This window comes from Falsiroseomonas oryzae, from assembly GCF_027856955.1.
Lineage (GTDB): Bacteria > Pseudomonadota > Alphaproteobacteria > Acetobacterales > Acetobacteraceae > Falsiroseomonas > Falsiroseomonas oryzae.
In genome coordinates this window covers 22,940-35,136 of record NZ_JAPSMD010000003.1, presented here as the reverse complement: position 1 = coordinate 35,136, position 12,197 = coordinate 22,940, and the positions used below count along the sequence as shown (strand labels likewise).

7 protein-coding genes are annotated in these 12,197 nt (G+C 63.8%); 3 read left to right on the top strand and 4 right to left on the bottom strand.

The window, feature by feature from the left end; genetic code table 11:
• Positions 1-50: 50 nt before the first annotated feature.
• Complete coding sequence (locus OZN99_RS00975) at positions 51-1,820, bottom strand: ATP-dependent nuclease (protein ID WP_270933288.1); 1,770 nt, start codon at positions 1,818-1,820, stop codon at positions 51-53.
• A 177-nt stretch (positions 1,821-1,997) separates the two neighbouring features.
• Between OZN99_RS00975 and OZN99_RS00970 the strand changes: the two genes are divergently transcribed.
• The 3 genes from OZN99_RS00970 (at position 1,998) to OZN99_RS00960 (ending at position 5,053) form a co-directional block, all read left to right on the top strand.
• Positions 1,998-2,794, top strand: a protein-coding gene (locus OZN99_RS00970) for an IS5 family transposase (RefSeq protein WP_270933316.1) whose coding sequence is annotated in 2 segments (ribosomal slippage) — positions 1,998-2,340 and positions 2,340-2,794 — 798 coding nt in all. Because the reading frame shifts where the segments join, the coding sequence is not laid out codon by codon here.
• Positions 2,795-3,221: 427 nt separating this feature from the next.
• Positions 3,222-4,340 (top strand): thiamine-phosphate kinase, encoded by a 1,119-nt coding sequence (locus tag OZN99_RS00965; RefSeq protein ID WP_270933287.1) that lies wholly within the window; start codon positions 3,222-3,224, stop codon positions 4,338-4,340.
• A 17-nt stretch (positions 4,341-4,357) separates the two neighbouring features.
• A complete protein-coding gene (locus OZN99_RS00960; RefSeq protein WP_270933286.1) occupies positions 4,358-5,053 on the top strand; it encodes a thymidylate synthase in 696 nt (231 codons plus the stop codon).
• Between the two features lie 16 nt (positions 5,054-5,069).
• Here the strand turns inward: OZN99_RS00960 and OZN99_RS00955 are convergent, their stop codons facing one another.
• From OZN99_RS00955 to OZN99_RS00945, 3 genes are all read right to left on the bottom strand, one after another.
• The gene (locus tag OZN99_RS00955; protein ID WP_270933285.1) at positions 5,070-8,291 is read right to left on the bottom strand and encodes an RNA-binding domain-containing protein; all 3,222 of its coding nucleotides are present in this window, start codon (positions 8,289-8,291) and stop codon (positions 5,070-5,072) included.
• A 107-nt stretch (positions 8,292-8,398) separates the two neighbouring features.
• Positions 8,399-10,705: a hypothetical protein gene (locus OZN99_RS00950; protein ID WP_270933284.1), complete on the bottom strand. Its 2,307-nt coding sequence runs from the start codon at positions 10,703-10,705 to the stop codon at positions 8,399-8,401.
• A gap of 298 nt (positions 10,706-11,003) precedes the next feature.
• Positions 11,004-12,002, bottom strand: coding sequence for an IS5 family transposase (locus OZN99_RS00945; RefSeq protein ID WP_270933315.1), 999 nt, complete (start codon positions 12,000-12,002; stop codon positions 11,004-11,006).
• Positions 12,003-12,197 lie beyond the last annotated feature (195 nt).

The window sequence follows — 12,197 nt, the reverse complement described above, 5'->3', positions numbered from 1 at the left end:
AGCTTCAGCCGGCTTCAGCTTCGACAGAGCGCATCCATCTTCACCGCATGTTATTTTTCTTGGGCTTCTTCGCAAAACGCATTAAGTTCACGCAGAATTCGAACCAGATCAGGATCAAAATCGCTTCTTTGCATGGCATCGATGACGGACGTGTCGCTGATGCTCACGCCGTGGCGGCCGCGAAGCATTCCCAGAAGCATGCTGAACGTCTCCTTGCCCGGAACCAAGCCGCAGGACTTCCCGAGGTCATCCCAGGCTCCAGAGAGTTTTCTCACGACACTGCCGGCGATGGCCCCCTCGTCGATACCTTGGTCGACGCGCTTCGCATATCGAATCGCGTGGCCAATCATTTGACCTTCCACGAGGTGTCGGAGCTCGGACACGGCATCGTTCAGCAGGATGTCGATTGCGCCGTCGGGCAGGAGGGCTGCTGCCTTTCGCTCGCCCATCCGATGAAGGACGGCCCTATGCAGCGCGCCCGAGACCAGCAGGAAATTTTCGATCTCGTTGCGGGGTAGAATGAAGCACTGCATGTTCTCGGCTGGCTGATCGGAAAGGAACTCGTCGATCTCCAAGTCTGACCGATATCCCCTGTCAAAGACACAGGCGATCTGTATGTCCATTTGAAGGATGCGGCCGAGCGCCGACACAGCGCTGGTGGCGCGCTTCAAATCGCTGAAGTCGCCAAGCCTTACGATCGGCACGCTCTCGGCCTGGGCCAGGGCAGAAAAGCCGAGCCGTGATGCGAACCTCCGTAGCAGCCGCCCATCTTCACCTTCGACAAAAATCACTTTCTTCGCCTTCGCCAGCCGGGCGAAGGCGGCGTTCTCTCCTGAACCGATGTATCGATAGACGGATTGGTAGTCCTCGTCAGTGCGCACGCGCCGCGCTGATTTCTGCCTGTTGTTGATGGCGACGATCTCACCCGCGTCCGCCTCGTTTATGATCTCTATGGCATGCGTGGCCATGACGTACTGCGGAAATCTCGTTCGGATATCAGAGAGGAGGCGCCTCTGCAGATCGGGGTGTAGATAGACATCGGGCTCGTCGATGACGAGGATACTGTTTTCAGTGGCTCGCCGAATATGCGTCTGGATCTGCAGCCAAGCTTGAAAGCCGAAGCCAGACCACTGTACTTCCCGATCAATCCTATTCTCGGCATAGTACATCCGCAGGAAGGTGCGGTCTTCGGCGCGTTGCAACTCGGGCTTCTTGATCTCGATGCCCGTCCACGCCGACGCTATCTCCCGGGCAAATTCGTCAAATTCGCTGTCGGTTCTGCGATACCAGATGTTGCGGAGCACCCGACTGGCGAGGCGGTTGCCCGCGTTCCTGCGGACGGTCTCATCGCGAACAAGCTGCTCGTCTGGCTCGAGCGGCGAGAGAGTTGGAATAAGAACAAAATCGACCGGAAACGCAGAACGGAATTTGGCTCCCGTACTGAGGCGTGCTGTTGATCCCTCAACAAAGAATTTTGTGTTAGATTGAGGGTCGAAATGGATTATTGCTGTTGTGCCATTAGCGTGCTGGAAGGTCAGTATGGCCGGGTCGTCTGTGTAGTTGTAGGTCGCGTTCGCCATGCTGAACGGGAAGGCGGTGTCGGGGATTTCGTAGCCTGCGACTACCCCGTGTCCTGGTGCCGACATCATAACAGGGGTCTTGTTTGTGGTGTAGCGGAAGCAGGCCTCAAGGAGACGCAAGGCATCTAGGATTGATGATTTTCCGGCGTTATTGGGGCCGACCAGAATGTTCCCAGCTTTCAGCGCGATGCTGAATTCTTGGAATTTTCGGAAGCTCTTGAGTGTCAGATGCTCAATCATGGTGGATCGACTGCGAATGGAATTGCATGGGCCGAACTTGCAACACCGCAACGGATTCGGCCAGCGCAAAGGCAGTGGTGTCGATACACGCTGGGCCTGTCGCGCCCCTAGGTCACGTGGACAAACCTGCCGAACGGGGATTCCCAGCCGGACGCGGTCGTGATTCCAAGCTGATCTCTGGCATGGAGATCGGCGTTGATCCGCGGGCTGCTGACGGACGAAGAGTGGTCTTTCTTCGAACCCTTCTTGGTGTCGGCCAGCCCGCTTGGCGGCCGGCCCGCCCGCGACCACCGGCGCGTGCTGGACGCGATCTTCTGGATTGCCCGCACCGGCGCGCCATGGCGTGACCTGCCGGTCGAACTCGGCAACTGGAACTCGGTGTTCCGCCAGTTCCGGCGCTGGACCGCCTCCGGCTTGTGGGATGTGGTGCTGGAAGCCTTGGCCGACGGCGCCGGCGAGGCGGACCTCCTGCAGATGATCGACAGCACCAGCATCCGGGCGCACCACTGCGCCGCCGGCGGAAGGGGGGGACTCATCGACAGGGTCTTGGGCGCTCGCGAGGTGGCTTCACGAGCAAGCTCCACATCCGCGGCAACGCGCACGGCTTGCCCATCGCCCTGCACGTGACCGCCGGGCAGGAGGCGGACTGCTCGAACTACGACGCGCTGATGGAAGCGCGCGACAGCGATCCCGCCATCATGCTCGGCGACAAGGGCTACGACAGTGACCCGATCCGGCGGGATCTGAGCGACCGCGGTGCCGTGCCGGAGATCCCGACGAAGCGGAACCGCCACCTCCAGCACTACGTCAGCCGGCCCCTCTACGCGCTGCGCAGCCGCATCGAGTGCTTCATCAACCGCCTGAAGAACAGCCGTCGCGTCGCCACCCGCTACGACCAGACTGCCGACAGCTTCCTCGGCTTCGCCGCCCTGTCCTCGATCCGTCTATGGATTAGGTTTGCCCACGTGACCTAGCATCCTCTTGCGCGTTCCAGTGGCTGGCGAAGGTCAGTTCATGGGCTCGGTGGCATCAGAAGGTCCTGAGAGAGTTGGCGGCCGGAGGCGGATTTTCCGACGGTTCCGCGCCGGGTCACTGAACAGGTCTGCCCCGAAACTCTCGGCAGCCTGCCACACGGCGTTGCGCTCGGTCATGCGGAGCGCGGTTTGTCAGGGAACTTGCGGAGAGAGTGCTGCCGGGATGGAACGGGCTGTGTGCGTCCGTAGATCGGACGGCACGATGTTCTCCCCGGCAGCCGAGAACGCCAGGGGTTCAAGCCCAGAGGCGGCTGGTTGGCTTTAAGCCGGCGTGGGGCAACATTGACTGTGCCGGGAGAAGCTGTTGTCACTCCGCCACGTGGCCAACAGAGATCGTTTTTCTGCAAATGGAGTAATGGGACAGGCGATGGACAAAGAATTGACGGTCCGCCAAGCCGGGGAGCGTCGTGTCGTGGCCGAGATAACTAGCCTGATGACCGCCCCCAGCATCCTGGTCGACGGATTCGGCCACGATGCGGCCTTCGTCGATCTTCGTCTTAGGGACGACGAGTTGCTGGTGCTGAACACAGACAGATCCGGGCTCAACGCTGCCTACGGGCTCGGGTTGGCCGGCCCAGAATGTGTTGGAGACTTTGGCGTTTCCCATGCCATCAGCGATATTGTCGTCGCCGGTGGCATTCCGCGCACAGTGACCGTGGCCTTGCTGCTTCCCGTCGACAGTACGCTCGGGTTCGTCCGCGGTGTCATGCAGGGCGCCGCCGATGCCGCCAAGCGCTACGGCGCCGAGATCGTCGCCGGCGACACCAAGCAGAACCCGAAATTCGCCCTTATCGCCACCGCCCTGGGCACGGTATCGCGCGAGAAACGCATCCGCCGCTCGGGTGCCCGGACCGGCGATGCGCTGGTGGTCACGGGCGTCCTCGGTTCGATGCTGCTAGGACTGATCGCCTGCAAGCGCGCACTCCCGCTCGGCGATCGCGCCCGCCGCATCGTCGAACGGGCGATCATCGAGCAGCGACCGCCCTTCAGCCTCGGCCGCACCATTGCCGAGGCTGGCATACCGCACGCCGGAACCGACATCAGCGATGGCCTGCCCGGGGCAATCCACGCGATATGCGGCGCAAGCGAATGCGGCGCCCTTGTCGATGAGCGGCGCATCCCGATGCATCCCGACCTTGACGAACTCATTTTGGCGTCGGGTCTCTCGCCGCTGCAGCTGGGGGCCGCGGGCGGCGACTGGCAGTTTCTCTATGCCGTACCGCCCGAGCACCTGTTGGCGCTGAAACAACTGGCCGCAGCGCAGGATGCAAGGGTCACCGTTATCGGCAGCGTCACCGAGAGCCGAGAGATCGCCGTTCGCCATCTCGACGGCGCCTGGCATCGGCTCGAGCGCATCGAGCACGACAGTTTCGCGGATGACGGTAATGGCAGCGGCCATTTCTCGCGGATCGAGGCGGCCGCCTCACGGCGCGGCGCGACGCTCGAACCGCAGCACTTCGAGGCGCTCTGGAACCGAAACTTCTGAAACGGGGGGCCATTCTCATGCAGCATGACAAGCCAGCCCGGCCGCCGGGCATCCATGCGCAGACCATCGGAGAATGCTGGCTCGGGAGCATCCGCTATGTGCTGAACCACGGACAGCCCCATCACGACGGAGAGGTCGGGCTGATCGAACTGCTTGGGCTGGCCGTCGAGATCACGGCGCCGAGGGAGGAGGATCCGATCATCTTGGCCCATGGTGATCCGGCGGTCGTGACCCGGACCCTCGCAAAATTCGCGCGGGGCGCCTCCATGCCCGAGCGTCCCTTCACCTACGGCCAGCGCATTTTCGACATGGACGGCGTAGATCAGCTCGACTGGATGGTCGAGCGGCTGCTACGCAAGCCCGACACGAAATCCGCAACAATAAACCTGTTGGTTACCGGCAGCACCGCTGCCGGCCTGCCTTGCCTGACGACGCTTGACGCCAAGATCCGGCGGGGGCAGCTGGACCTGCAGTTTTTTTTCCGCAGCCAGAACATCTTCGGTCGCCAATACGCCAATCTAGCGGCGCTGGCGCGGCTGCAGAGCGACTTGGCGCGGCGCTGCAACACAGTCAGCGGCGTGCTGCGCGGCTATGTCGCATCAGCACATATCTATGCCTTCGACATCGACGACGCCCGCAAGCTGATTGTCGGCGCCCCGATCAGGATTGCCGACAGATACCATGAACTCGGCCCGCGGCCGTCCGGGGCATGATCCCGCTGGTGCAGCGCTAATCGATGCAGCGCCCAGACTCAACCGCAAAACCCCAACTCTGCCGTTTAGCGTCAAATCTCGCGGTAATCCTCACGTCGAGTGCCTGACCCTCGCGCAGCCCGTTGCCGTCGGTTACGGCAATCTTCGAGAGCAGACAGAAGATTTCCTGCTCGAAATCCGGGTGCCGGGCAAAACCAAAACCCCGCTCGGCCGTGATCCGCTTCAGCACGACCTTCCAGCGCGTTTTGGCAAGTTCGGCGTTGACCTTAATCCGGGAATTGGCGTCGCCCAGAATCGCGGTCGTAAACCTGCCCCCCCCCGGTCTTGCGGCCGGGGCATGACGCGGCGACGGGGCGGCAACCTTGATCCGCTCGCGCAACTTCGGTGGCAGATCCTCTGAATCCAGCAGGCCTAGTTCGATCGCCTGCCGGAGCTTGTCGGATTTGGTGTCGCTGTCATGGATAAGACTGTCATAGACAAGGCGCGCCCGCGTCGTTGCGTCGATATCCGCCCGCCGCAGCAGCCCTGCCCGGGTCAGCCGGATCGCGTTCATCATTGACATGCGCGCACAGACATTCGCCAGAAAGCCAGGTCGCTCGCGAAGCTCGCCGGCGCGCACCGCACCCGCGCGCAGCAGGATGCTGAGCACCCGCGGTGACAGCTCGGGCTCTACAGCAATCCGACGCAGCTCGGCCCTGTAGCGCGGTAGCATGCCGCGCAGGATCTCGGTCAACTGCTTCTTCTCGGTGCGCAGAATATCCAGCAGGTCGAGATCCAGCCGCTCCGCCCGTGAGCGATCGAGCGCGGCCTTCCATGAGGAGACGAAGGTCTCTGGCGAGATCATCTCGCGCCTCCGGAGGGCGCAGAGCTCGGAGACAGAGGCCGAGGACAGCACTTCGGTCAGGGTCGGCGTCGGGCTCACGCCTGCGATGGCGCGCAGCGCCGGCGAGAGCCCTTCGCCCCAAGCCTCACAGCCGACCAGCGCATCGGGCAACAGTTCGATCCAAGGGAAATCGGGGCCGCAGACCAGACCGCGCAGCCGCTCGAGCCTAGCCGCACCGGCGGAATGGGTCAGTGCCGAGTACCAGAAGCCGCTTCCGTGCAGGCTGGCCAACAGATCGCGCGAGATCGGATACTTCGGCGGCAGACGGGCAATGATCGAGATTGCGCGGGCCTGTGCGGTGGCATCCTGCCCGAGCAGAACCTTCAGCACCGCCCGGATCCAAAGGTCATCGGCCACCTCTTCGGCGCGATGGGGCGCCGCGTCTCGGGTTCCGGCGGCCACGATCAGCGGCTCAACCCTCCAGGCCGCATCCATCAGTGCCGGCGACGGCTGTGCGAGCATCTCAAAGGCGAAGGCCAGCGGCATGGCCCAGATGCCAGGCTTGGCATCGGCGCGCAGAGCCAGAATATCGCCATGCATGTCCTCATGCCGCGCCACGAGGTATTCGGCGCAAAGATACTCCTGGATCGTCTCGTGCTCGAAGACCAGATCCTCTTGGCCGGCGGTACGCACCAGCACGGTGCCCTGCGACGCCCAGTCAATGAAGCGCTCGGTATCCGCGCCAAGGCGAAAGATCAGCAGGGCGTGGGCCCTGGCCAAGGGCATTCGGCCGCTGCCCTTCCGCCGCGCCTGAAAGGCCAGCTCCGCCAGCGCGCCGATGGTCAGTTCGCGATCCCAGGGCAGCGCTTGGCCGCTGCGCTGCGCCGTCTCGACCTCGCGTCGGAACCAGGCATCGAAAAAGCGGCGATAGAGAGCCGAGCGCTCGGTCGGGATCTCGTGGCTCTCGCGGGCAACCTCGGCGGCGATGCGCAGCAGCATCGGGCTGCCGGCGATCGCGCGGCCACCGGCATGAAGGTGCAGTTGCGCAAGGATCGGCTCGACCTGCTGCGGCTGCCCGAGATAGCTCGCCAGAAACGTGCTCTGCCCCGCCCGGTCCATCGGCTTGAGCTCGAATGTCTCGAGCCGCAGTCCCGCCGGCAGCTGGGCAGTCCGGCTGGTCAGCAGCACACCCGCGGCGGGATATTCGCGCAAGATCCCCTCGATCTCGGCCAAGCATTGGTCATAGAGCGGGTCCGGACATTCATTCAGTCCATCGAGACAGAGGGTCAGCTCGCCCGCTTCGATCCGTGGCGCCAGATCCTGCCAGTCGATGCGGCTTTCGATCGCCAGCAACCCCCGAAGCCCCTCTGCCGTATAGGCCGAGAGCGAGACCAGCAGCGGCCAGGGCCGGCCGGGCTGCCAGTCGCGCGCCGCATCGTGAGCGAGCGCTGCAACGCATCGACTCTTGCCCGATCCACCCTCGCCGATCAGCAGCGCCCGGCGGCGTTGTCCGAGCAGTTCGGTCGCCGGCCCTTTGCGCGGCTCCGGTTCTGTCCGCAGCAGCTCGCGGCTCTCGCTGGCGCGCGAGGCGTCGCTCCGGGCCCAATTATCGCCATCATCGCGCGCCCACGCCTTGCCGTCGGCGTTCGGCCCTGTGCCGCGGCGCTGCACTGCCACAAGCGGGGTGAAGCTCGCCGCGGCCGGCGCCAGCCGCGCCTCAAGGGCCGCGACATAGCGGCGAACATCCGGCAGGAGTTCCTCGGCCGAACGGGCAAGCCGGCCACTCTCCTCGAAGCGTTTCCAGAGCAGCGGTATCTCGGCGGCAAGCTGCTGGCGCTGCGTCTCATGCGCCGCTATGGCATCCACCTGATCCGCGGTCAGCGCCACGACCTGCCCGACCGCGCCGCGCTTGCGCAGATATACCACCCGGCGGGCCGCCGCGGCATCCTGCCGCGCCTCGACCTCGACAAAGCCATAGCCCTTAGGCGCCGGATCCACGAAGATCGCCAGCACGCTCTGCTCGCCGTGAGGGATCTCCTCCAACGCCACCAGCCGCTCCAGCAAGGCGGCATTCACCAAGCGGAATTCTCCCTGCTTGCCGGTCTTCCAGCCGTTGGTCCGCAGCAGCACCTGCTGCATGATCACCTCGCGGCGAAACGCCTCAGCCCCCTTCGACCGCCGCCGGCACTTGGGATCGCTGGCCTCGATGCCGACCACGCCGCCATCGTCGGCGACCCCCAGCAGCACCACCCCCCCAATCGAGTTGGCCAGTGCAATGACCGCCTTCGCCACGTTCCAGCGGTAATCGTCCGCATTCGTCCCCTGCTCGAAACGGCCACCCTCGGGATAGCTCGAGGCCTTCAGTTCCAGCCATTCCGTTTCGCTGTTCCCCAACAGCTGCAGCAGCGTCTCCACCCCTCCACGGGGATGCAGAAGAACATGTTTGGCTAGTCGAGGCGCGAGGGACGTTTTGAGAAGAGACATCTGTCTAACTGCTGCTGTCAGGCGGTACGGCGCGCTGCTCAGTGGAAGTTGAAGGGAAGGCATCTCGCGAGATGCGACCAGATCCGGTCACGCGGCATTCCGCCCTGCGCGGCCTCGCCGGCAAAGTCGGCTAGCGCCGACCAGGGCGCATGCGGCAGGCGGTTGCGCAATCCAGCCTCTGCCGCCCACTCGGAACCGCCAGGCGGCAAGCAGATCGCCTGTGCCAGGATATCAAGAACTCGTGCCATCCACTCGAGCGTCGGACCGTGTTCATCGTCGCGACAGACCGCAACCGCCTCTTCCAGCCAGGAGCGCGCTTCTGCCGTCTCGCCAGAGTCGTTCAGCAGCCAGGCCCGATAGGCAAGGATCAGCGGCCATGGGTGATCGCTCCCGGTCTTCCAGTGGTCGCGATTGTCGAGATAGGCCGCGCGGGCACTGGCCATTTGGCGGGGGAAGCGGGCCATCGCGCGAAGCCACAGATGATGTTCGAAACGCCCGGCCTGATCGGACGTGGACAGCGACCGGCTGATGGCCTCCGGCTCGCGGTTGCCGAGCAATTGACGAATGGCGTCCAGCACCGTTTCGACCTCGGCGGACTGCTCGCCGCCGGCGGCGCTGAAAGGCATGGCGTCCATCCGTGCGATGATCTCGTAGATTTTGGTCTGGCGCGTCTCGCGGGTGACCTGCTGTGGATCGCTTAGACGGGCAAAAGTCGCCGTGGCTGCGTGGAAACAGGAAACGGCTGCGGACGGATCTCCCGAAAAGGCACGCATCTGGCCCTGCGTCGATTGCAGTTTGCCGTAGTTCAGCAGCCCCGCCACCGCGATGGGTTTCGACAGCCAATCCTCGACAGCGTCTTGTAGCGCGCTGAACTCGAAATTATTTGTCATGGTGCTTGCCATGCGCAAAAGCGCCTCGGCCGCCAATTGCGGAGCCTCGTCCTCCAGCTTTCCAACCCAGTCGAGGCAGCGGAAAACCAGATCAGCCTGGATCTGCCCGCGGTGGTTGGCCAGCGCAAGGTTGCTGCTTTCAAGCTGTAGCCGGAGCGTACCCGGAATGATCTGCGACGGGTCCGCATACTGCTGCAGCCAGGCGATGGCATGGCCCAGCTCGGCAAGGGAATATTGCTTGCTCATCAGACGCGTCTGCACCTCTGCAAGGTAAAGCTCCCAATGCCTCGGAAAGCGCACCATTGCCTTGCCGAGGCGCTCGAGCTCGCGGCGCAGGAAGCTGTCCTCCTGATTATCTGCCGCCGCACAAAGCTCATACCAATCAGCCGGTGCCAGCGGCCCGCCCTGCGTCAGTGCCAGAAACAGGTGGTGAAGGCTGCGTTCGGTAGCCTCGATGAAGCAATGGCCGAGCAATTGCGATTTTCGCAAACGCTCCTTGTTCCATCTGTCCGAACTGCCCCAGGTAAAGGCCACGGTATCGACATAGCCGGTCATCGAATGGCTTTTGTCCATGAACCCCATGTCCAGCGCCAGTCCGTCGAATCGCCGCGGATCAATCGCCGCAACCTCGCTCTCGATGGCCTGGGCCATGGTTTTCAGATCTGTCGACGGCTCATAGGCGTCACGCTTTTCTATCAGGATGCGAACCCGGCTTTTGCGGCCATCGGTCGGCAACGGCAGTTGAAGCAGCGTCCAGCGCACGAGATGGAGGACATGGCCGATCCAGTACCGATGTCGCGCAGTATCGTCTCGAACGCTGAAGCCGAAGATGCCGACCGGCGCATCGAGAACGCGTTGCAGCACCTCGTCGACCTCGGCAAAGGTTCGCTCGCTGGCATGAAACCCGCTGCAATCGGGCAAATCGACGCCATCGGGGACAGCTAGGGCCACCATACGGCCCACTCGCTTCGAGTCGGCGGGCAGTTCAACCGTGCCATCGAATACGGCTCCGGTTTCGTCGACGTAGATCGCCCAGGAGTCGGCTGGTTGCAGCGCACGCAGACAGTTCGGGTGCCGGCCATCCAACAGGGTCGTCCGTACCCTCGTCGGCTGCCCGTGGCGGTTACGAAGAGTGTGCCCGCGCGTGATCCGCTCGTTGAGCTTCAGTTCCAGACTTCTGACAATCCTGCTGTCGCTCAGCCAGGATCTCTTCGCCTCGACAAGCCATTGTCGGGCAGCATGCTCCCCCCGAGTGTCAAACACCTGCTCGAGTTCCAGCTTGGCCTGGTAGGCTTTCTCCCCTGCAGCGCGTGCGGCCCGGAACGCATCGACTCCGCCCGAGCGTCCCTCCGCGCGAACCCTGTCCTCGAGGTCCTGCAGTTCTCTTTGTCGCTCCGGCGAGGGGCCCCAGGATGCCCGGAGATAGGCCAGCCAAATCGGGTCACTGTCTGTCATCGCGCGAGCGTCTTGCCTGCCGTGTTGAGATACCGATGGTACGCTGGCGGCAAGGATCTACCCTCGGAGCGGTCCAGCGTTTGCACTGTAGGCATTGTTTCATAATGGTGCCTACTATTGCATCCGAAATCATCACTGACGATGGTGAATGCTGTCACCTGGACACCTCCAGAAACCCGTTGATGGCGGCCGATGAGGTCAGCGCAGGGCTGGTGGCCGTGTGATTGGCGATTGGAGACGAGGCGGCGGCACCTCGCCGGGGACCGCTGGTCTGGTCAGCGGCAGATTGGGGCGGTTGCTACACCGGCGCGGGCCTGCCGCTGAGCCAGACAAGGCGCTTGATGTTGTAGGCTAGGTTGGCGAGGCCGATCTTCACCCTCGCTCGGGCGATGCCGATGGTGCGCACCACCAAGCCCATCGGCCCCTTCTGCCGGGCAAAGACGTGTTCGACCGCGGAGCGCACGGCGGATTTGCGCGCATTGGCCTGCCGTGTCCGCGCCGACATCGGCCGCCCCGGCGGCTTCTTGCGATGGATGCGCGAGACCGAGCCACGCTCGGCCAGCCAGGCCTCGTTCTTCGCCGAGCGATAGCCAGTATCGCCCCAGACATCGCCAGCGGTGTTGCCGGCATCGACCACCTCCGCCAACCGTGCCCCGTCATGGGCCGCGGCGTGGCTCGCGGTCCAGCCGCGGATCAGGCCATGCCTGCGATCGATCGCGACATGGTTCTTGTAGCCAAAGGCCGGTACGGCGAGATCGACCTGCGGCGCGCCATCCTCGCGCGGCTTGGCCTTGGAGAACTTCACCGTCCAGCGCGCGTCGCGGTCCTTCTGGCGCAGCTTCGTGGGCTTCTCCGCCCAGCCCTCTGGGATCTGCGCGCCCATCGCTAGGTAGCCGGCGCCGCGCAGCGTGGCGTCGAACTGCGCGAACAGCCGCTCGACCGCGCCTGCCCTCTTCAGCGCCTCGCGGAACGCCCAGATGGTGTTGGCGTCCGGCACCGAATCGGCCAGCCCGAGGCCGAGGAAGCGCATGAAGGAGAGCCGATCCTTGATCAGGTACTCGCAGCGTTCATCCGACAGCCCGTGCATCGCCTGCAGCAGCGGGATCTTGAACATCAGCACATGATCGAAGGCAGGCCGGCCGCCCTTCGTGCCGTCGGCGCGCGGCACAGCCCGTTCCAACTCCCGCCGGAACAGCGCGAAATCCACCAACGCCGCGATGCGTTCGAGGTCATCGCTCTTGGCCGGCAGGTCGCGCAGCCGCTCCTCCACATCGAAGAACCCAGGCTGCCGAACCATCGCCATCCCCCGCGCTGATCCGCGTCAGTGAATCAGCCAGACATTATCGTGACGAGAGGGTTTCTGGAGGTGTCCAGCTGACGCCGCAACGGTCACAGTACTCAGGGGTTGAAATGCCGATCCCTGGCGGGCTTAAGTTAGGACAGCTGTCGGGTATCCGGATTTCACACCGGAGCCGACCTCAGGCGCTGGCCT

What these genes read in the sequence shown, in the direction of transcription:
- OZN99_RS00960 (WP_270933286.1), top strand. Translation starts at nt 4,358, where the DNA reads ATGCAGCATGACAAGCCAGCCCGGCCGCCGGGCATCCATGCGCAGACC.
- OZN99_RS00945 (WP_270933315.1), bottom strand. Translation starts at nt 12,002, where the DNA reads ATGGTTCGGCAGCCTGGGTTCTTCGATGTGGAGGAGCGGCTGCGCGAC.
- OZN99_RS00975 (WP_270933288.1), bottom strand. Translation starts at nt 1,820, where the DNA reads ATGATTGAGCATCTGACACTCAAGAGCTTCCGAAAATTCCAAGAATTC.
- OZN99_RS00950 (WP_270933284.1), bottom strand. Translation starts at nt 10,705, where the DNA reads ATGACAGACAGTGACCCGATTTGGCTGGCCTATCTCCGGGCATCCTGG.
- OZN99_RS00965 (WP_270933287.1), top strand. Translation starts at nt 3,222, where the DNA reads ATGGACAAAGAATTGACGGTCCGCCAAGCCGGGGAGCGTCGTGTCGTG.